At 44.6% G+C, this 18,449-nt stretch carries 23 protein-coding genes and 1 riboswitch; of the genes, 14 read left to right on the top strand and 9 right to left on the bottom strand.

Annotation, left to right across the window (positions count from 1 at the left end; all coding sequences use genetic code 11):
- Nucleotides 1-208: 208 nt before the first annotated feature.
- Genes ACQVGS_RS05775 through ACQVGS_RS05790 form a run of 4 tightly spaced genes read left to right on the top strand, consistent with a single transcriptional unit; the run spans nt 209 to nt 4,093 of the window.
- Nucleotides 209-1,132, top strand: a complete 924-nt coding sequence (locus ACQVGS_RS05775) for a metal ABC transporter solute-binding protein, Zn/Mn family (RefSeq protein WP_095714582.1) — start codon at nt 209-211, stop codon at nt 1,130-1,132.
- An 18-nt stretch (nt 1,133-1,150) separates the two neighbouring features.
- Nucleotides 1,151-1,903 (top strand): metal ABC transporter ATP-binding protein, encoded by a 753-nt coding sequence (locus ACQVGS_RS05780; protein ID WP_474393351.1) that lies wholly within the window; start codon nt 1,151-1,153, stop codon nt 1,901-1,903.
- A gap of 5 nt (nt 1,904-1,908) precedes the next feature.
- Nucleotides 1,909-3,216 (top strand): metal ABC transporter permease, encoded by a 1,308-nt coding sequence (locus tag ACQVGS_RS05785; protein WP_491831157.1) that lies wholly within the window; start codon nt 1,909-1,911, stop codon nt 3,214-3,216.
- Nucleotides 3,206-4,093, top strand: a complete 888-nt coding sequence (locus ACQVGS_RS05790) for a metal ABC transporter permease (RefSeq protein WP_254517846.1) — start codon at nt 3,206-3,208, stop codon at nt 4,091-4,093. Before ACQVGS_RS05785 ends, ACQVGS_RS05790 begins: the two co-directional genes overlap by 11 nt.
- A gap of 22 nt (nt 4,094-4,115) precedes the next feature.
- On the opposite strand, the gene ACQVGS_RS05795 is transcribed toward ACQVGS_RS05790, so the two are convergent.
- Genes ACQVGS_RS05795 through ACQVGS_RS05805 form a run of 3 tightly spaced genes read right to left on the bottom strand, consistent with a single transcriptional unit; the run spans nt 4,116 to nt 6,745 of the window.
- A complete protein-coding gene (locus ACQVGS_RS05795; RefSeq protein ID WP_010331596.1) occupies nt 4,116-4,274 on the bottom strand; it encodes a DUF1540 domain-containing protein in 159 nt (52 codons plus the stop codon).
- A gap of 53 nt (nt 4,275-4,327) precedes the next feature.
- A complete protein-coding gene (locus tag ACQVGS_RS05800) occupies nt 4,328-5,371 on the bottom strand; it encodes a cytochrome d ubiquinol oxidase subunit II (protein ID WP_024122596.1) in 1,044 nt (347 codons plus the stop codon).
- Nucleotides 5,372-5,413: 42 nt separating this feature from the next.
- Nucleotides 5,414-6,745 carry a cytochrome ubiquinol oxidase subunit I gene (locus ACQVGS_RS05805; RefSeq protein ID WP_106020311.1) on the bottom strand — a complete coding sequence of 444 codons (1,332 nt, stop codon included), beginning with the start codon at nt 6,743-6,745 and terminating at the stop codon, nt 5,414-5,416.
- Nucleotides 6,746-6,946: 201 nt separating this feature from the next.
- Here ACQVGS_RS05805 and ACQVGS_RS05810 point away from each other — a divergent pair, with 201 nt between their 5' ends.
- A complete protein-coding gene (locus tag ACQVGS_RS05810) occupies nt 6,947-7,195 on the top strand; it encodes a type B 50S ribosomal protein L31 (RefSeq protein WP_010331593.1) in 249 nt (82 codons plus the stop codon).
- A 110-nt stretch (nt 7,196-7,305) separates the two neighbouring features.
- Nucleotides 7,306-7,869 (top strand): beta-class carbonic anhydrase, encoded by a 564-nt coding sequence (locus ACQVGS_RS05815; RefSeq protein WP_491831161.1) that lies wholly within the window; start codon nt 7,306-7,308, stop codon nt 7,867-7,869.
- On the opposite strand, the gene yidD is transcribed toward ACQVGS_RS05815, so the two are convergent.
- On the bottom strand, nt 7,866-8,093 hold the full coding sequence (yidD, locus tag ACQVGS_RS05820) for a membrane protein insertion efficiency factor YidD (protein WP_010331591.1): 228 nt from the start codon (nt 8,091-8,093) through the stop codon (nt 7,866-7,868). The two genes, ACQVGS_RS05815 and yidD, sit on opposite strands and share 4 nt — an antisense overlap.
- Nucleotides 8,094-8,220: 127 nt before the next feature.
- Between yidD and ACQVGS_RS05825 the strand changes: the two genes are divergently transcribed.
- Both ACQVGS_RS05825 and ACQVGS_RS05830 read left to right on the top strand, forming a co-directional pair.
- Nucleotides 8,221-8,694, top strand: coding sequence for an S-ribosylhomocysteine lyase (locus tag ACQVGS_RS05825; protein WP_010331590.1), 474 nt, complete (start codon nt 8,221-8,223; stop codon nt 8,692-8,694).
- Between the two features lie 121 nt (nt 8,695-8,815).
- Nucleotides 8,816-9,229, top strand: a complete 414-nt coding sequence (locus ACQVGS_RS05830; protein WP_283912538.1) for a FixH family protein — start codon at nt 8,816-8,818, stop codon at nt 9,227-9,229.
- A 23-nt stretch (nt 9,230-9,252) separates the two neighbouring features.
- Here the strand turns inward: ACQVGS_RS05830 and ytzI are convergent, their stop codons facing one another.
- On the bottom strand, nt 9,253-9,402 hold the full coding sequence (gene ytzI, locus ACQVGS_RS05835; protein ID WP_044153683.1) for a YtzI protein: 150 nt from the start codon (nt 9,400-9,402) through the stop codon (nt 9,253-9,255).
- Nucleotides 9,403-9,526: 124 nt separating this feature from the next.
- Here ytzI and ACQVGS_RS05840 point away from each other — a divergent pair, with 124 nt between their 5' ends.
- The 3 genes from ACQVGS_RS05840 to ytkD all read left to right on the top strand — a co-directional run bounded on the left by ACQVGS_RS05840 (nt 9,527) and on the right by ytkD (nt 11,216).
- Nucleotides 9,527-9,964, top strand: coding sequence for a Dps family protein (locus ACQVGS_RS05840; RefSeq protein WP_010331587.1), 438 nt, complete (start codon nt 9,527-9,529; stop codon nt 9,962-9,964).
- 158 nt (nt 9,965-10,122) lie between these two features.
- A complete protein-coding gene (locus tag ACQVGS_RS05845) occupies nt 10,123-10,527 on the top strand; it encodes a phage holin family protein (RefSeq protein ID WP_024122591.1) in 405 nt (134 codons plus the stop codon).
- Nucleotides 10,528-10,739: 212 nt separating this feature from the next.
- Nucleotides 10,740-11,216: an RNA deprotection pyrophosphohydrolase gene (ytkD, locus tag ACQVGS_RS05850; protein WP_202852646.1), complete on the top strand. Its 477-nt coding sequence runs from the start codon at nt 10,740-10,742 to the stop codon at nt 11,214-11,216.
- A 23-nt stretch (nt 11,217-11,239) separates the two neighbouring features.
- On the opposite strand, the gene ACQVGS_RS05855 is transcribed toward ytkD, so the two are convergent.
- Genes ACQVGS_RS05855 through ACQVGS_RS05865 form a run of 3 tightly spaced genes read right to left on the bottom strand, consistent with a single transcriptional unit; the run spans nt 11,240 to nt 13,826 of the window.
- On the bottom strand, nt 11,240-12,052 hold the full coding sequence (locus tag ACQVGS_RS05855) for an ABC transporter permease (protein WP_024122589.1): 813 nt from the start codon (nt 12,050-12,052) through the stop codon (nt 11,240-11,242).
- Nucleotides 12,027-12,809: an ABC transporter ATP-binding protein gene (locus tag ACQVGS_RS05860; RefSeq protein ID WP_024122588.1), complete on the bottom strand. Its 783-nt coding sequence runs from the start codon at nt 12,807-12,809 to the stop codon at nt 12,027-12,029. The genes ACQVGS_RS05855 and ACQVGS_RS05860 overlap by 26 nt, the downstream gene beginning before the upstream one ends.
- A 12-nt stretch (nt 12,810-12,821) precedes the next feature.
- On the bottom strand, nt 12,822-13,826 hold the full coding sequence (locus ACQVGS_RS05865) for an ABC transporter substrate-binding protein (RefSeq protein WP_106020307.1): 1,005 nt from the start codon (nt 13,824-13,826) through the stop codon (nt 12,822-12,824).
- 149 nt (nt 13,827-13,975) lie between these two features.
- On the opposite strand from ACQVGS_RS05865, the gene ACQVGS_RS05870 reads away from it, so the two are divergent.
- Nucleotides 13,976-14,749, top strand: coding sequence for an alpha/beta hydrolase family protein (locus ACQVGS_RS05870; RefSeq protein WP_024122586.1), 774 nt, complete (start codon nt 13,976-13,978; stop codon nt 14,747-14,749).
- A 51-nt stretch (nt 14,750-14,800) separates the two neighbouring features.
- The gene (locus tag ACQVGS_RS05875) at nt 14,801-15,043 is read left to right on the top strand and encodes a DUF2584 domain-containing protein (protein WP_024122585.1); all 243 of its coding nucleotides are present in this window, start codon (nt 14,801-14,803) and stop codon (nt 15,041-15,043) included.
- 39 nt (nt 15,044-15,082) lie between these two features.
- Here ACQVGS_RS05875 and pckA read toward each other — a convergent pair whose 3' ends face one another.
- Complete coding sequence (pckA, locus tag ACQVGS_RS05880) at nt 15,083-16,666, bottom strand: phosphoenolpyruvate carboxykinase (ATP) (protein WP_487446262.1); 1,584 nt, start codon at nt 16,664-16,666, stop codon at nt 15,083-15,085.
- Between the two features lie 197 nt (nt 16,667-16,863).
- Nucleotides 16,864-17,003, top strand: a riboswitch (SAM riboswitch).
- A gap of 168 nt (nt 17,004-17,171) precedes the next feature.
- On the opposite strand from pckA, the gene metK reads away from it, so the two are divergent.
- On the top strand, nt 17,172-18,374 hold the full coding sequence (gene metK / locus ACQVGS_RS05885) for a methionine adenosyltransferase (RefSeq protein ID WP_010331578.1): 1,203 nt from the start codon (nt 17,172-17,174) through the stop codon (nt 18,372-18,374).
- Nucleotides 18,375-18,449 lie beyond the last annotated feature (75 nt).

The raw sequence follows: 18,449 nt of genomic DNA on the forward strand, positions 1-18,449 counted from the left end.
CCCTTCTCGTTTGACCGGCTGCTGAACCAGCCGGTTTTTTTATGTGAAAATATCTTGACAGAAATGGACAAACGCGATATTTTTGCACTAAGGAAACTTTTTGTCCTATATAAACAAAACATGCTTTTGTCTAATTAAATGTCACATGTCTAAGAAAACACAACATAAGATAAAACAACAGGACATCGATGACAAAGAGGAGGAACAAATGAAAAAAAGAGGACTGATAGCGGCATTGATCCTTGCATGCCTTGCTTTAACGGGTTGTGGATCAGAGTCTTCCGGTAAAAGCTCTGATCAGCGGCTGCAAGTGACGGCAACGACTTCCCAAATTGCAGACGCGGCTGAAAAAGTCGGCGGAAAGCATGTTAAGGTCACTTCTTTAATGGGACCGGGAGTAGACCCGCACCTTTACAAAGCGTCACAAGGTGATACGAGAAAATTGACATCAGCAGACGTTGTACTGTACAGCGGCTTGCATCTCGAAGGGAAGATGGAAGACATTCTCCGTAAAATAGGTGAACAAAAACAAGCGGCGGCGGTTGCCGAAGCGATTCCGAAAAGCAAGCTTATTTCTGCGGAAAAAGGGAAGATGTATGACCCTCACGTCTGGTTCAGCATCCCATTATGGATTTACGCAATTGATGAAATCGAAGAGCAATTCAGCAAAGCGATGCCTGAGCATGCGGATGATTTTAAGAAAAACGCAAAAGAGTACAAAGATAATTTGCAATATTTAGATAAATGGGCTCGTCAGGAGGTTGCGAACATTCCGGAGAAAAGCCGTGTGCTTGTAACCGCTCATGATGCGTTTGCGTATTTTGGGAAAGAGTATGGATTTAAAGTGGAAGGCCTGCAGGGGCTCAGCACAGATTCAGATTATGGCTTAAAGGATGTACAGGACCTGGTTGAGCTTTTGGCAGAAAAACAAATTAAGGCTGTTTTTGTAGAAAGCAGCGTGTCTGAAAAATCAATTAATGCCGTGGTGGAAGGGGCTAAAGAAAAAGGCCATTCGGTGTCAATCGGCGGTCAGCTCTATTCGGATGCAATGGGTGAAAAGGGGACAAAAGAAGGCACATACGAAGGCATGTTCCGCCATAATATCAACACGATTACCGAAGCGCTTAAATAAGGAATAGGGGTGAAAGAAATGTTTCCTGTTGAGCTGGAAAATGTAACAGTCGCTTATGATAAAAAGCCCGTTCTGCAAGAGATTTCGCTGCAGGTGCCGGAGGGGAAATTAATCGGTATTATCGGCCCGAACGGCGCTGGAAAGTCCACTTTGATCAAAACGATTCTCGGTCTTGTGCCCCGTGCCTCAGGAGACATCTCCATTTACGGCGAAACTTATAAACAACAGCGGACAAGAATCGGATATGTGCCGCAGCGAGGTTCGGTTGATTGGGATTTTCCTACCAGCGCTCTCGATGTCGTGCTGATGGGAAGGTATGGCCGAATCGGCTTGCTGAAAAGACCGAAAAAGGCAGACGCGGAAATGGCTGAAGCGGCTTTGGAAAAAGTCGGCATGCTCGATTATGCGAACAGGCAGATCAGCCAGCTGTCAGGGGGCCAGCAGCAGCGGGTATTCCTTGCCCGGGCACTCTGCCAGGACGCCGACATTTACTTTATGGATGAACCGTTTGCCGGCGTGGATGCAGCGACGGAGCGGGCAATCATGACTCTTTTGGCGGAGCTTAAGGATAAGGGCGAAACCGTACTTGTCGTCCACCATGACCTGCAAACCGCCGAAGACTATTTCGATTGGATATTGCTGCTTCATTTAAGGAAAATCGCCTTCGGACCGGCGGAGGAAGTGTTTACGATTGAAAACCTTCAAAAAACGTATGGAGGAAGGCTGACATTTCTAAAAGATAAAGTGCTGGCAGAAGGTAATAAGGGGTGAGCGCATTGATAGAAAGTTTGTGGCTGCAGCTCCAGCATCCGAATACACAGTGGGTGTTGGCCGGGACGCTTTTGCTCGGCGCAGCAAGCGGCGTGTTGGGGAGCTTTGTGCTGCTTAGAAAACAAAGTTTAATCGGAGATGCGATGGCCCATTCTGCCCTGCCGGGTGTGTGTCTCGCTTTTCTGTTCACCGGAGAAAAATCGCTCCCTTTCTTTTTGCTCGGCGCAGCGCTTGCAGGGCTTCTCGGAACGTGGATGATTCAGCTGATACCGCGGCTGTCAAAAACAAAAGAGGACTCGGCAATTGGGATCGTTCTCTCTGTGTTCTTTGGCGTCGGTATTATACTGCTGACATATATTCAGCAGCTGGGGTCGGGAAGCCAAAGCGGACTTGATTCCTTTCTGTTCGGCCAGGCTGCTTCATTAGTCAGACAGGATATCATTCTTATTGCGGGAGTATCCGCCGTTTTATTGCTGCTTTGTACTGTCTTTTTTAAGGAATTTAAAATCATCACCTTTGATATCGCATTTGCAAAGGGATTGGGATTGCCGGTACGTTTTTTAAACGGACTTTTGGCCTGTCTTATTGTCTGCGCTGTTGTGATAGGGCTTCAAACTGTAGGTGTCATCTTAATGGCAGCTATGCTCATTACACCCGCGATTGCCGCAAGATATTGGACCGAGCGTTTAACGGGCATGATCGTGATTGCCGGGATGACAGGCGGGATCAGCGGCGTGTCCGGAACATTGCTGAGTACAACAATGGAGGGCATGGCGACGGGGCCTTTGATGATTTTATCGGCAACGATCATTTTTCTTTTTTCGATGATTTGTGCACCTAAGCGGGGACTGGCTGCTAAAGGGATAAGATTAATAAGGCTGCGTAGAAAAACAAACCGGGAGCAGGTGCTTCTGACGATTTTTGAGCAGTATGAACATAATGAAATATATGTAACGGAGGAAAGTATACGAAAGAAAAGGCGGCTTTCACCTTCATCATGTCATAAAGTTTTCGATGATTTGGAAAAAGAGCGGTGCGTTGTGCGGATTGAAAACGGGGTTTGGAAAGTGACACAGGCTGGGATAGAAAAAGGTTATCTGACGGCTTTAAAATATCGGATGTATGAAATGTACCTCATGCATGAAATGGTTATAGAAAAAGCAGGTGCGGATCAGGATGATTTTGTGCCGGACCGATTGCCGGAGGCTACAAAAGATGGGCTTCTTTCACTTTTGAAGCTGCATGGCAGGATGCCTGAGCTCCGTCAGCCATACCCTGAAATCGAGAAGGGGAAGATTGCCAATGAGCTTTGAAGCGTGGATTATAGTGACGGGCATACTAGTAGGTGTCAGCTGTGCGTTGATCGGAACATTTCTTGTATTAAGGAGAATGGCAATGCTGGCCGATGCCATCAGCCATACTGTTTTGCTTGGAATTGTTGGTGCTTTTCTTGTGACAAAAAGCCTTGACGGGATTCCTATGTTCATCGGTGCAGCCGTGTCGGGACTGTTAACGGCATTTTTGGTACAGCTTCTTCACAGCAAAGGGGTTCAATCAGATGCCGCCATAGGCGTTGTTTTTACCTCCTTATTTGCAGTTGGTGTCATTTTGTTATCAGTATATGGAGCGAATGTCCATCTCGATATTGAACATTCATTAATGGGAGAAATCGCTTTTGTGCCATGGAATACGATCACGGTATTCGGAGTGGACATCGGGCCAAAAGCGTTTTGGATGCTGGTTGTTGTGCTGCTTTTCAATATAACGATGGTCAGTGTGTGTTATAAGGAGTTCAAAATTTCTTCGTTTGATCCGCAAATGGCTTTGGCCATCGGAATACCGGTCATGCTGATTCATTACCTCCAGATGGGGATGCTGTCGCTTACGACCGTTGCCTCCTTTGATTCGGTCGGCGCCATATTGGTTGTGGCGATGCTGATTGTTCCGCCTGCTGCCGGCCATCTATTAACGGACCGGCTGCTTTATATGCTGATTATCAGCGCGGTGATCGGAGGGCTGTCAGCTCTATTGGGCTATATCTGCGCAACATGGCTAAATGTTTCCATCTCCGGAGCGATGGCGGCAATGACAGGAGTTTTTTATGCAGGTGCCTTTTTATTTTCGCCGTCAAACGGAGTGATGACGAAAAAGATAAGAATGCTCAAAACAGAAAAAGAAAGAGCTGTCTGATGCCAGCTCTTTCTTTTGATTTTTACAAATCTTGCGGTTTAAACGTTTTGCAGTCTGTTTCCCGGCTGTTTTCGGCAGTCTCGCCAGTATGGCTGACAACATAAATGGCATCGGCTGTGCATCTGTTGCCTTTGTCCCAATAAGAACAGTTGTTGACCTCGCATAGGATTTTCTGGTCCATGCCATCCCCTCCTTATAAAGGTTCAAGCTTAGTATAGCCGGAGGGCTTGGGCCCTATTCTTCCTGCTGGCGGATATACCGTTTATCCTTCATAAACAGCTTCCAGAAGAAGTAGAAGCCTGGGAACAGGATAATGAATGCAACGATATATGTCATAAACAGCGCTCTGAACGTGGCGGGCTCGGTGAAACCGGACATGATCGTCACGTCCGGATAAATCATATAAGGGAGGTGGGCGCGGCCGTACGCGTAGCTTGCCAGGAAATACTGTATCGCAATCGCGACAAGCGCCAGTCTGGGTTTCCCAATCTTTTTGCCGAAGCTTTTGTTAGGCAGAAAAAGAGCTATGCCTGCGATGATGAATGTAATAAACGACGCAATAATCCAGGAAAAATCATTCATCATTCCAGTATAAAGCCAGTTTGCTTCATTCCGCATCGTCAGCATAATGCATACGGCAAATAGGAGCGAAATCGGGCCGGTGATTAAGGCGCTTTTTCTGTACGCCGTGTAGGCGTCCTGTTCCTCAGCCACATTCGAAACATCCGCCAGCAGCAGGGAGGATAAAAATAAAGTGCTTAAAATCGCAAACCCTATAAATGAATAGGCGTTTGGGCTTGTCAAAATGGTAGACATATTCAAGCTGTATACGCCGTCTGTGTTTTCGATAAATCCACCGTGTGTCACCGGGAGAACCAAAATCAGAACAGCGGGAATAATAAAACCGGAGATGCCGGAAATATATCTGAGCAATTTCCTTTCCTTCGCTGTGTTTGAAAAAACGAGAAATCCGCTTCGGATTGCTAAAAGCAATAAAATAATGCTGCCGGGAATTAATAAAACCGTTCCGAGCACAAACGTCGCACCTGGAAAAAAGCTGAAAAGCGCAACGACGATGGCCACGATAAAGACGTTAGTGACCTCCCAAGTCGGCGACAGAAAGCGGTTTGCGATATCAGTCGCCTTCATATGCTCCTTATTTAAATAGATCATAGACCAAAATCCCGCTCCGAAATCCATTGTGGCCATGACGGCGTAAATAAACACAAAACCCCAAATAATTGAGATGGCGATCAGAGCGTCAGTTGAAATGTCCATTTGTTGATCTTCCTTCCATTTAGTTTCCTGCTTGCGAAGCTATTAAGACTCCGCCGTATTTAAATCCTCATCCACAGGGTGCTTTTTGAAATAGTAAAGCAGCACATAAACGACAGCTGCGCCCAACACGGCGTAAACAAATGTGAAAAACAGAAAGAGCACACCGATCGAGCCTGTCGTCGTGACGACATCTGATGTTTTCAGCAGATGATAGATGACCCACGGCTGTCTCCCCGTACAAGCAAAAATCCAGCCGAATTCAATTCCGATAATGCTGAGAGGACCGGCCGTCATGAAAATCAACAGCAGCCAGGTTGGAAAACGATCTTTCTTTAATACTTTTCTCCAGACGACACCGATAATGGAATAAAGAATGAGCAGCATTCCGACACCGACCATCGCATTAAATAACGTGTGGATAAAAAGCGGCGGCCATTCGTCTCTCGGAAACGCATTTAATCCTTTTACAACAGTGTCAAAACTGTTGGCTGCCAAAAAGCTTAATGCCCACGGAATCTCGATTGCCCATTTCACTTTTTCCTCTTCCGGATCGGTAAATCCGCCGATTGCAAGCGGGGCATGGGATCTTGTTTCAAACAGGCCCTCTGCTCCGGCGAGTTTTTCCGGCTGATATTCATGCAGCATCTGTGCTGATTCGTGGCCGTTTAAGGCTGTTATCAATGAAAAGATACCGCCGATCGTCAGCGCGAGCAGCAGGGCCTTCCGGTGAAAGCGATAGACGTTTTCTTTTTTTCTCGACCGGATCATTTTGTATGCGGCAACAGAAGCAACGATAAAGGCTCCTGTCATGAACGCAGACAGAACGACATGGCCGGCGGTTACAAAAAAGCTTGGGTTAAAAAACGCGGCCCACGGATCAACATCAGTTATTTTTCCGTTTATAATTTTAAATCCGGCCGGGGTTCCTTCAAAGGCATGGACATTCGTGATCAGAATGGCAGACGCCGCGGCCCCGATCAGCACAAAGACAACAGCGATAATCCTCATGATCGGCGATAAGCGGTCTGCGGCATATACATAAATCGACATAAATAGGGCTTCGATAAAAAAAGCGTAGATTTCAATTTGGAATGGCAGGGACATGACCCGGCCGATGACTTCCATAAAACCCGGCCATAAAAGCGCGAGCTGAGTACCGGCAATGGTTCCGGTCGGAATGGCGACCCCCAGCAAAACAGCCTGTGCTTTTGTCCATCTCTTCGCCATGATGGCATAATGGTCATCCTTCGTTTTTTGATAGATCAATTCAGCTATTAAAATCATGAGCGGCAGACCGACTCCCAAGGTTGCGAAAATGATATGAAAGCCCATTGTCGTACCAAAAAGACTCCTAGCCAATACTAAATCATCCACAATAATAAACCACCTTTCTCAAAACGATCTGTATGTAATATGGGTTTATTATTTGCTTCCTCGGTTAGATTATTCTTCCTGTTCTTAAAAGCATGAGGTTTATGAAGCGAAAGATCGGGAAACCTGTAAGGAGATTGACAAAATGTTTGTTAGGATATAAAATAAAACGTAATTATTACGATTTAATAAGGAGAGATAGACATGAAGGAAGGAATTCATCCGAAGAATCACAAAGTAATATTTCAGGATGTAAACAGCGGATACCGCTTTTTGAGCAGGTCTACCAAAACATCGGAAGAAACAGCGGAGTGGGAAGATGGAAACACATATCCGGTTATTAAAGTAGAGGTAAGCTCAGATACTCATCCGTTTTATACAGGCCGCCAGAAATTCAATGAAAAAGGCGGAAGAGTCGAGCAGTTCAACAAAAGATATAACATGGGAAAATGAGGCAGCCGCAGGGCTTGCCTTTTTTTCTGGCCTCAACATCTTGCCGATAGGATGACGAAAGGCAGAGGCTGTGATATATTGAAGAAAAAAGACCGGAAAGGAATACCGCTATGAGTCTTCTAAATGATATTCTTGACTTTAATAAAACTTTTATTGAACAAAAAGATTATGAAAAGTATCAGACATCAAAATTCCCAGATAAAAAAATGGCGATTCTTTCTTGCATGGACACTCGTTTGGTTGAATTGCTGCCGCATGCGATGAATATGCGAAACGGTGACATCAAAATTATAAAGAGTGCCGGTGCGCTTGTTACACACCCTTTCGGAAGCATTATGAGAAGTTTACTGGTTGCAGTGTACGAGCTGAACGCAGATGAAGTCTGTGTAATCGGACACCACGATTGCGGTATGAGCAAAATCAGCAGTGAAAGCATGCTTAATAGAATAAAGGAAAGAGGAATTTCGGAAGAACGCATCGAAACATTGAAGTACTCCGGAGTTGACTTTGACCAATGGTTTAAAAGCTTCGATTCAGTGGAAGCGAGCGTAAAAGACAGCGTGGACGTCATTAAACATCATCCGCTGTTCCCGGAAACTGTGCCTGTCCATGGTTTAGTCATTGATCCTGAGACAGGAAAACTGGATGTTGTCGTAAACGGCTATAACGCTTAATCTTTGCGCTTTTTTTCAGGGACGGGGTCGACTCCGCCCGGATGAAATGGATGGCATTTCAAAATCCGTATGAGAGTCAGCCATCCGCCTTTAAGGGCGCCGTGCGTTTTAATGGCTTCGATTCCATATTGTGAACAAGTCGGATAAAAGCGGCATGTTGGCGGCGTCAGCGGCGAGATGAATTTTTGGTACCCTCTGATCAGAGCAATAAATATGGTTTTCATGTGTCTTCAGCAACCTTTCTGATGCAAGTATAAAAAAAATAACGCGGTTTGAAAAGTTATTCGATAATTCTTATCGGAAAGGTATGTTATAATAAAAATACATTTTTAAAAAAGGGAGAGTGCCATTATGCCTTCAGTAGAAAGTTTTGAACTTGACCATAATGCGGTTGTTGCCCCATACGTAAGACATTGCGGTGTGCATAAAGTAGGAACAGACGGTGTTGTAAATAAATTTGATATTCGTTTTTGCCAGCCGAATAAACAGGCGATGAAGCCTGATACGATCCATACACTTGAGCATTTGCTAGCATTTACGATTCGCACTCATGCTGAGAAATATGATCATTTTGATATTATTGATATTTCGCCAATGGGCTGCCAAACCGGCTACTATCTTGTTGTCAGCGGAGAGCCGACTCCTGCGGAAATCGTTGACTTGCTTGAAGACACAATGAAGGAAGCTGTAGAAATTACCGAAATTCCGGCTGCCAATGAAAAGCAGTGCGGCCAGGCGAAGCTTCATGACCTGGAAGGCGCAAAACGTTTGATGCGTTTCTGGCTGTCACAGGATAAAGAAGAATTGCTAAAAGTATTTGGCTAAATAGAAAAAAGACCTTTTTGCCCGAAAGCAAAAAGGTCTTTTTTGTGACGTTACAGATTTTGTATACCATTTGCTGTAAGCGTTTGCTACTATTGAGGTAAACGACGAAAAGGGTGATGGAATGAAAAAGATGGTCGCTGCAGTACTTTTTTCTGCTGTTTTTTTACTAAACGGGTGCGGATCTGAGGCGAATAAAGCACATACAGCAGCTGAGACGCCTGAGGTATTAGATGTAAAACTCACCGGACCGGAAAAAGTGAAGCCGGGAGAGAATGCTGCTTATGAAGCGGCGGTTTCTTACGGAGATGAAGCGGTGACAGATGCTGATGAAGTGGAGTTTGAGGTATGGAAAGACGGAGAAAAAAACGACAGCAAGATGTTTAAAGCCAAACAGGAAGATGGCGTATATCGATTTGAGACAGAGTTTAAGGAAGATGGCGTATACATTGTGCAATCTCATGTCACTGCAAAAAAACAGCACAGCATGCCGACCTTAAAAGTCCAAGTCGGAGACGCCGATGCTGCCACCAAGTAACCTGAAGAAGATCAATCACACCATCATTGACCTTTTGGGTCTGAACCGGGAGCATTTCCTTCTTGAGGAGGGTCAATCGTGTGTTTTACATTATAGGCTTTTACAGTCGTCCAAACACTTACGAGCAAAACAGCCAGCACAATCAAAATACTTATCGTGATGAGAAGCGTCATGATTCCACCTCCCGTTTTCAATAATTGTAACATAGTGGAAGACATTGTGACAGACGGGTAAAATAAAGGTTTTAGCGTACGATATGAAGGGTATACACCTAATATAAACAAGGAGGAAGATAATATGTCAGAACAATTGATTCAAGCCGTGAACAAACAAGTAGCCAACTGGACAGTCATGTATGTGAAACTACATAATTATCACTGGTATGTAAAAGGGAAAGATTTCTTTACACTGCATGAAAAATTTGAAGAGCTTTATAACGAGACAGCAACTTATATTGATGATTTGGCAGAGCGTCTTTTGGCTTTGAACGGAAAACCGATCGCGACAATGAAAGAATCTTTGGAAACAGCTTCTGTAAAAGAAGCGAACGGAAACGAGACAGCAGAACAAATGGTTCAGAGTGTGTATGATGATTTTACAGTCATCGCGGAAGAACTGAAAAGCGGCATGGACTTAGCTGATGAAGTCGGAGACGAAACAACAGGGGACATGCTTCTTGCCATTCACCAAAATATTGAAAAACATAACTGGATGCTGAAAGCTTACCTTGGATAATAGAAAAGAAAGACCGGATATCTTTGAAGATGTCCGGTTTTTATTTTGCCTCGCAAAAATAGGCGACAACTAGTCCATTTTTCTGAAAAATCCAATCCGTTCGGCGTGCTTTCCATAGAATATGGTAAGGCCGTTTCTGTGAAAGGATGTTGGGATAAATGGATAGAGACTTTGGCATCTTTTCGTTTTTTGCAGTCAGCGTTTCAGCAGCGGGGTTTTTCTTCGGAGGTTTTCAGTACTCACTCCTCATTCTGCTGTCTCTTATGGCAATTGAATTTATCAGTACGACCTTGAAGGAAACGATTATTCACAAACTGGCGTTCAAGAAGGTTTTTGCCCGTTTCGTCAAAAAATTAGTTACGTTGGCTCTGATCTCTGTCTGCCACTTTTTTGACCAGCTGCTGAATACACAGGGATCAATACGTGACTTGGCCATTATGTTTTATATTCTTTATGAATCTGTGCAAATTGTCGTGACAGCCAGCTCTCTCGGTATACCTGTTCCGGAAATGCTTGTGGATCTATTAGAAACGTTAAAAAATAAATTCAGGCGCAAACCGTAACTTTTATCTGTTCGCGGGTCATAATAAAGCCCAGAGCGTCAGTCATTTACATTTTGACAAGAGCTGCGGCCAAAAGCTGTACGAGCTGGTCTATCGTTTCAGATCCGGATGGCGTGCTGGGTTTCCCTTATTTTTTGATAAAAAGCTTCCGAAGAAACGTAACTGTGGTATGATGTATGGAAGATAGCTAGGAACGGATTTGAGGGATAAACATGTACGAGTTTAAAGATTATTATCAGAATACTGTTCAGCTCTCCTTTGACAATCAGCCCTTTTCGGACAGCCCGAAGCATGTCTGGGTCATCTGCCGTTTTGGTGACAAATGGCTTTTGACAGAACATGAGGACAGAGGCTTTGAGTTTCCGGGCGGGAAAGTGGAACCGATGGAGTGCGCGGAAGAGGCGGCGCTTCGAGAAGTAAAGGAAGAAACAGGGGCGAGAGTGAAAAGCCTCAAGTATCTCGGACAGTATAAAGTTCTCGGAAAAGAAAAGGTTATTGTGAAGAATATATATTTTGCAGATATAGAGAAACTTGAAAAGCAAAGCGATTACTTTGAAACGAAAGGGCCGGTTCTGTTTCATGAACTTCCGGAAAACTTGCCCCGTAATAAAAAATTCAGCTTTATTATGAAGGATTCTGTGCTTCCCATCAGTTTGAAAAAACTGAAAGAAGCGGGATGGATCAAGTAAAAACCCGGCGGATAGCCGGGTTTTTATGTTCTGCCCTTCGTCCATTTCTTTTCTAACAGTTCTACGCCCTGATACATCAGGGTGGCAAATACAGCAATAATCAACAGGCTTAAGAAGACGAGTGTAAAATTGAAGACTTGGAATCCGTAAATAATCATGTATCCTAATCCGACCTTTGAAACAAGAAACTCGCCTACGATGACACCGACCCACGATAAACCGACGTTTACCTTCAGGGTTGAAATAATAGCGGGCGAAGATGCGGGAAGAATCGCTTCTTTAAAAATAACCCACTTGTTTGCGCCGAATGTTTTCATTACTTTAATATAGTTTTCATCCACCTCTTGAAAGGCGGTATAAACGACGATGGTTGTGATGATGACACTGATGACCGCTCCCATCGCGATGATGCTGACAAAGCCGGGACCGAGCGCAACAATCAGAATAGGTCCGAGCGCCACTTTCGGCATCGCATTTAAAATGACCAGATATGGATCTAATATCCTGGCAAGCCGATTGGACCACCATAACAACGCGGCAAGACACGTGCCAAGGAAAGTCCCCAGCAAAAAGCCAAGCACGGTCTCAAATAAAGTAACCCCGATATGCGACAGCAATGAGCCGTCAGCAACCTTTTCAATCAGTAAACGCCATACGGCTGACGGCGAGCTGAAGATCAGAGGATCAATCCAGCTCTGTCTGCTTGCGATTTCCCATCCGGAGAAAAAGAGGATAAATATCGCAAGCTGAAAAGAATGCACATTCCATTTCTCTTTTTTCTGTTTAAATTGAAATTGCTCATGAAGCAGATCAATTGTTTCTTTGCTGTTTCTCAAGAGAATTCAGCTCCTTCCATATCGTTTGAAACAGCGTCTGGAAGGATGGCTCCTGACGGGCGTCAAAAGGCATCATCGCAGCCAATTCTCTAGGGATTGTAAAAATTTGATGAATGGTGCCCGGCTGATTAGAAAATAAAAAGATGGTATCACTCATCGCAATCGCTTCCCCTATATCATGAGTGACAAGCACCGCTGTTTTTTGATACTCCTTTAATGTGCGGAAAACGAGGTTTTCCAAAGACAGCTTCGTTTGAAAATCAAGCGCGGAAAATGGCTCATCCAGTAAAAGCAGACTTGGGTTTGGGGCAAGAGTTCTTGCAAGCGCAGCCCGCTGCCTCATCCCGCCTGACAGCTCCTTAGGATATTTCTTTTCAACATCAACGAGACCCAGATCCGGCAAAAGACCAAGTGCTGCGGCCTTGTTTTCTTCAGTAAGCGTGTCGGCAATTTTTAAACCGAGGAGCACATTTTCCTCAATGGATTTCCAGGGAAATAAGTAATCCTGCTGAAGCATGTAGCCAATGTTATGTTCTTTTTGATTCGGCTCGCGGCCTTCAATCAGAACTCTGCCTTCCGAAGGTTCAATCAAGCCTGCAATTATGGAAAGCAGTGTTGTTTTTCCGCAGCCGCTCGGACCGAGAAATGAGATGAAATCGCCTTTTTCGGCATCAAAATGAATGTCCTGTACGGCGGTTGTTTTTTCTTTAATAGAAAAATAAGTATGGGTTACATGGTCGACATGTAAAAAAGACATAGATGGCGCCTCCTATTTTTCCGAGGTGACTTTTTCGGCGATGTGTTTGTTCACAAGCTGACTGTATGGTATATGCTTTGGCAGTTCACCCGACTGATCCATAATCGTTTGGAGCAGTTCCCATTCTTTTTCGTTGAGGAGCGGGTCCGGAGAATACGAATTTTGTTTTTTGTAGCGTTCAATGGACGTTTCGATGACATCTGGATCGGTATCGTCAAATTCATTTTTAATCGCTTCTGTGATGTCCTTCGCTGAGTGGTTTTCCACCCACTGCTGCGCTTTATAAATAGCTCTCGTGAATTTGACGGCTGTATTCTCGTTTTTCTTTAAATAGCTTTGTTTTGCCATAAAAGTTGTATAAGGAACCTGGCCTGATTCTTCTCCGAACGAAGCAACGATGTGGCCGATGCCTTCTTTCTCAAAGAGTGAAGCAGTCGGTTCAAAAAGCTGGACATACTCACCGGTTCCAGAAGCAAAGGCATTGGATATATTGGCGAAGTCTATGTTTTGGATGAGTTCAATATCCTTATGCGGATCAATGTGATGTTGGTTCAGCACATACTCGCCGACCATTTGCGGCATACCGCCTTTTCTCTGGCCGAGAAAAGTCTTTCCTTTCAGCTGATCCCAGCTGAAATTTTCGGCATCTTCTCTTGCGACAAGGAACGTTCCGTCTGTCTGAGTCAGCTGTGCGAAGTTAATGACAGGGTCTTTAGCCCCTTGCGATTCGACATAAATGGATGTTTCTGATCCGACAAGAGCAATGTCCGAGCCGTTTGAAAGAAGCGAAGTCATCGTTTTATCACCGCCCCAGGTCGTATTGACGTCGACATCAAGGCCTTCATCCTTGAAAAATCCTTTAGATTCTGCAACATATAAAGGTGCATAAAAAATGGAATGGGTCACTTCGGCTACTTTTACTTTCGTGAGTGTAGCTTCCTGCTTGCAAGCGCTCAGGGCAATGATGAGAAACACACTGCAAACGCAGAAACAGCCCAGCCTTAACCATTTGTTCACATGACAACCTCCTTATTTAGCATCAAGTTAATATCCTTTTTTGCTTTACATATCGTATGATGGGTATAAAAATGTGTGAATGCCTAATCCGGGTTGCAGGATTTATTTTTAAAGGCAGGAAAGAATAAAGAAAAAAGGAGGCGGGAGCATTGATTGTTGAGAAAAGAAGATTTCCGTCGCCGAGCCGGCATGTGCGTTTGTTTACCATCTGCTACCTTTCAAATGGCTTAAAAGTGAAAGGGCTGCTGGCGGAGCCGGCGGCACCTGGGCAATATGACGGATTTTTATATTTGCGCGGCGGTATTAAAAGTGTTGGAATGGTCAGACCGGGCCGAATTATCCAGTTTGCGTCCCAAGGATTTGTTGTATTTGCCCCCTTTTACAGAGGGAACCAGGGAGGGGAGGGCAACGAGGATTTTGCAGGAGAAGACAGAGAGGATGCTTTTTCCGCTTTTCGCCTGCTCCAGCAGCATCCGCAAGTGAAAAAGAACAGAATTCATATTTTCGGTTTCTCCAGAGGCGGCATAATGGGAATGCTTACTGCGATTGAAATGGGACGGCATGCGGCTTCATTCGTTTCGTGGGGAGGCGTCAGTGATATGATTCTTACATATGAAGAGCGGCAGGATTTACGAAGAATGATGAAAAGAGTGATTGGGGGAACGCCGAAAAAGGTGCCTGACGAATACAAATGGCGAACGCCTTTTGACCAAGTGAACAAAATTGAGGCACCCGTTTTATTAATTCACGGAGAAAAAGATCAAAACGTTTCCATTCAGCATTCGTATTTATTTGAGGAGAAATTAAAACAGCTGCACAAGCCTGTAGAGACGTGGTACTACAGTACATTCACACATTATTTTCCGCCGAAGGAAAACCGGCGTATTGTGCGGCAGCTCACGCAGTGGATGAAAAACCGCTGACGGTGAAATATGTTATGATATAGAAAAAAGAGAACGAAAGGGGATTTCAATTTGGGAATGCCTGTTGAATTTAATACATTGATTGTGACAAAAGGAAAAGAAGTTCGCATAGATGAAAATATATTCAGATTAGAGAAAGACGGGTATCGCATTTATCCAATGGAGATTCCGATGGATGTCAGCAAAACAAAGTTTGGTGAAAAGTCAGGCACAGCCGAAGTGCAGAAGCTTGAATGGACAGACGGGCGGACAATCATTACGTACAAGCTGACTTCTTTGCATACAGTCAATTAAAACAAGCCAAGAGCTTAATTGCTCTTGGCTTTTGCTTTTTTAAACGAGAGGCCCGCCAGCTTGCGCGATGGCATCTGTATTTGTGAACTTTTTGAAGTTTTCTTTGAATTCGTTTGCCAGATACACAGCCTTTTCTCTGTATTCCTCTTTGTTATTCCACGTGTTTTCCGGCTGAAGGATATGATCGGGAACACCCGGAACATGAACCGGGATGTGCAGGCCGAAAATATCGTCAGTGGTCATTTGCACATTTTCTAATTTGCCTTCAATCGCTGCTTTTACCATCGCCCGTGTGTATGAAAGCTTCATGCGTTCGCCTGTGCCGTAGCCGCCGCCGGTCCAGCCGGTGTTGACCAAGTAAACGTCTGCGCAGTGTTCGTCGATTTTCTTGCCGAGCATTTCCGCATATACATGAGCCGGGAGCGGAAGGAACGGTGAACCGAAGCATGTGGAGAATGTCGTCTCAGGAGACGTGACGCCGCGTTCGGTTCCGGCTAGTTTACTCGTATAACCGCTTAAGAAGTGGTACATAGCCTGCTCCTTCGTCAGCTTGCTGATTGGCGGCAGAACGCCGAATGCATCAGCCGTCAGAAATACAATCGCTGACGGGTGGCCCGCAATGCTCGGAGAGACAATGTTGTCGATCATATGAATCGGGTAAGCGGCACGTGTGTTTTCTGTATAGAAGGAATCATCGTAATTGGCTTCACGCGTATCTTCATCTACAACAACATTTTCGAGAACGGATCCAAACCGAATCGCTTTAAAAATCTGCGGTTCCTTTTCTTCGCTTAAATGAATGCACTTGGCATAGCATCCGCCTTCGATATTGAAGACACCAGTATCCGACCAGCCGTGTTCATCATCACCGATCAGTTTCCGGTCAGCATCCGCCGAAAGGGTGGTCTTTCCTGTTCCCGACAGGCCGAAGAAAAGCGCGACATCGCCTTTTTCACCGACATTGGCGGAGCAATGCATGGATAAAATATCTCGCTCAGGCAGCAGGAAATTCATGATGGAGAAAATCGATTTTTTCATTTCTCCGGCATACTCCGTTCCGCCGATTAAAATCGTGCGCTTTTCGAAAGAAACAATAATAAAGGTTTCTGAATGTGTGCCGTCTGTTTTTGGGTCCGCTTTGAAATGCGGAGCGGAAAGAATGGTAAACGGCTGTTCGACTGTTTTTTTATCATTGTCTTCAGGACGGATAAACAGCTGTCTGGCAAATAAATTGTGCCATGCAAATTCATTAACGACCGTGATCGGCAGTCTGTATTTTTCATCAGCACCGGCAAATCCTTCGAAAACAAACAGCTCATCACGTTGTTTCAGATAGCTGACAACTTTTGTGTATAGCCGGTCAAATGCTTCCTCGGAAATAGGCTGATTCACCGGACCCCAATCAATCTTACTCTTTGTGCTTGCTTCTTCTACAATAAATTTATCCTTCGGCGAACGTCCCGTGTAAGCGCCTGTGGTCGCCCGGACGGCACCCGTCGATGTCAAAATGCCTTCGTTGCGGGAAAGTACTTTTTCTGTAAGCTGAGCTGCAGATAAATTATGCTGCACATTAGGACTTGTTAATAAGGCTTGCAAATCAGCGGTTAAATCAACTGAGTTCATAAGAAACCTTCCTTTATCATTTTATTTGTGTTTTGCTAATTGTGAATTAGTATAACATATATTTTCAAATAGTCTATACTATTTATCGTTTTTTGTGTGTGCATTTCCATTGTTTTCCGCAATAAAGGCGTCTATTTCTCCTGATTCATATTGACATTGCAAACCCTTTTACGATAAGATATTTCATTGAGCGGATACTCTTATCCCGAGCTGGCGGAGGGACAGGCCCTATGAAGCCCAGCAACCGGTTTCTCTATTATTCATTATGTTCAAATTGTGTGAGACAACCAAGGTGCTAACCTGATGCAAGGTTGAATGATTCCTTGAGCGATAAGAGTGAAAGGCACAAAGACCAAACCCTTTCCTCGAACGGAAAAGGTTTTTTTATTTCATAAATATGCCAATTAACATCTCTAATATAAACGTAACATTGTATAAGAGGGAGCGAGTTCCGTATCATATATATAAGGTCTTTCGGGAGGCCTTGTGCAGGAGGAAGCAAATCATGAGTAAAAATCGTCGTTTATTTACATCAGAATCTGTTACGGAGGGGCATCCGGATAAAATCTGTGACCAGATTTCTGACAGCATTTTAGATGAAATTTTAAAGAAAGACCCTAACGCGCGTGTTGCTTGTGAAACGTCTGTGACAACTGGTTTGGTTCTTGTCAGCGGAGAAATCACAACTTCTACGTATGTTGACATTCCAAAAACGGTTCGTGAAACGATTAAAGAAATCGGATACACACGTGCAAAATACGGATTTGATGCGGAAACTTGTGCAGTTTTAACATCAATTGACGAGCAGTCTGCTGATATTGCGATGGGTGTAGACCAAGCGCTTGAAGCCCGTGAAGGCACAATGAGCGACGAAGAAATTGAAGCAATCGGAGCGGGTGACCAAGGTTTAATGTTCGGTTATGCGTGCAACGAAACGAAAGAGCTCATGCCTCTTCCGATTTCACTTGCTCATAAATTAGCCCGTCGCTTGAGTGAAGTGCGTAAAGAAGATGTTCTTCCTTACCTTCGCCCTGACGGCAAAACACAGGTAACGGTTGAGTATGATGAAAATAACAAACCTGTCCGCATTGACGCGATTGTTATTTCAACTCAGCACCACCCTGAAATTACGCTTGAGCAAATTCAGCGCAACATTAAAGAACATGTCATCAATCCGGTTGTTCCTGAAGAATTAATTGATGAAGAAACAAAATACTTCATTAACCCTACAGGCCGTTTCGTCATCGGAGGACCTCAAGGGGATGCGGGGCTTACAGGACGTAAAATCATCGTTGATACGTACGGCGGCTACGCACGTCACGGCGGCGGCGCGTTCTCTGGTAAAGATGCGACGAAAGTAGACCGTTCAGCTGCTTATGCTGCAAGATACGTTGCGAAAAACATCGTTGCGGCTGAGCTTGCAGATTCTTGTGAAGTGCAGCTTGCTTACGCGATCGGTGTTGCACAGCCTGTGTCTATCTCAATCAACACATTCGGTTCCGGAAAAGCTTCGGAGGAAAAACTGATTGAAGTTGTGCGCAATAACTTTGATTTACGACCTGCCGGCATTATCAAAATGCTTGATTTACGCCGTCCGATCTACAAACAGACTGCTGCGTACGGCCACTTTGGACGCCACGATGTTGACCTTCCGTGGGAGCGTACAGACAAAGCGGAACAGCTGCGTAAAGAAGCGTTAGGAGAATAATTTTATAGCCGCTTACTGGTTAAGCGGCTTTCCCTTTTTTATCGATGTATCCATGTTTATTTTTTTACATAACTG

The sequence above is a fragment of the Bacillus sp. SD127 genome (assembly GCF_058566445.1).

What these genes read in the sequence shown, in the direction of transcription:
- ACQVGS_RS05775 (WP_095714582.1), top strand. Translation starts at nt 209, where the DNA reads ATGAAAAAAAGAGGACTGATAGCGGCATTGATCCTTGCATGCCTTGCT.
- ACQVGS_RS05780 (WP_474393351.1), top strand. Translation starts at nt 1,151, where the DNA reads ATGTTTCCTGTTGAGCTGGAAAATGTAACAGTCGCTTATGATAAAAAG.
- ACQVGS_RS05790 (WP_254517846.1), top strand. Translation starts at nt 3,206, where the DNA reads ATGAGCTTTGAAGCGTGGATTATAGTGACGGGCATACTAGTAGGTGTC.
- ACQVGS_RS05795 (WP_010331596.1), bottom strand. Translation starts at nt 4,274, where the DNA reads ATGGACCAGAAAATCCTATGCGAGGTCAACAACTGTTCTTATTGGGAC.
- ACQVGS_RS05800 (WP_024122596.1), bottom strand. Translation starts at nt 5,371, where the DNA reads ATGGACATTTCAACTGACGCTCTGATCGCCATCTCAATTATTTGGGGT.
- ACQVGS_RS05810 (WP_010331593.1), top strand. Translation starts at nt 6,947, where the DNA reads ATGAAGGAAGGAATTCATCCGAAGAATCACAAAGTAATATTTCAGGAT.
- ACQVGS_RS05815 (WP_491831161.1), top strand. Translation starts at nt 7,306, where the DNA reads ATGAGTCTTCTAAATGATATTCTTGACTTTAATAAAACTTTTATTGAA.
- yidD (WP_010331591.1), bottom strand. Translation starts at nt 8,093, where the DNA reads ATGAAAACCATATTTATTGCTCTGATCAGAGGGTACCAAAAATTCATC.
- ACQVGS_RS05825 (WP_010331590.1), top strand. Translation starts at nt 8,221, where the DNA reads ATGCCTTCAGTAGAAAGTTTTGAACTTGACCATAATGCGGTTGTTGCC.
- ACQVGS_RS05830 (WP_283912538.1), top strand. Translation starts at nt 8,816, where the DNA reads ATGAAAAAGATGGTCGCTGCAGTACTTTTTTCTGCTGTTTTTTTACTA.
- ytzI (WP_044153683.1), bottom strand. Translation starts at nt 9,402, where the DNA reads ATGACGCTTCTCATCACGATAAGTATTTTGATTGTGCTGGCTGTTTTG.
- ACQVGS_RS05840 (WP_010331587.1), top strand. Translation starts at nt 9,527, where the DNA reads ATGTCAGAACAATTGATTCAAGCCGTGAACAAACAAGTAGCCAACTGG.
- ACQVGS_RS05845 (WP_024122591.1), top strand. Translation starts at nt 10,123, where the DNA reads ATGGATAGAGACTTTGGCATCTTTTCGTTTTTTGCAGTCAGCGTTTCA.
- ytkD (WP_202852646.1), top strand. Translation starts at nt 10,740, where the DNA reads ATGTACGAGTTTAAAGATTATTATCAGAATACTGTTCAGCTCTCCTTT.
- ACQVGS_RS05860 (WP_024122588.1), bottom strand. Translation starts at nt 12,809, where the DNA reads ATGTCTTTTTTACATGTCGACCATGTAACCCATACTTATTTTTCTATT.
- pckA (WP_487446262.1), bottom strand. Translation starts at nt 16,666, where the DNA reads ATGAACTCAGTTGATTTAACCGCTGATTTGCAAGCCTTATTAACAAGT.
- metK (WP_010331578.1), top strand. Translation starts at nt 17,172, where the DNA reads ATGAGTAAAAATCGTCGTTTATTTACATCAGAATCTGTTACGGAGGGG.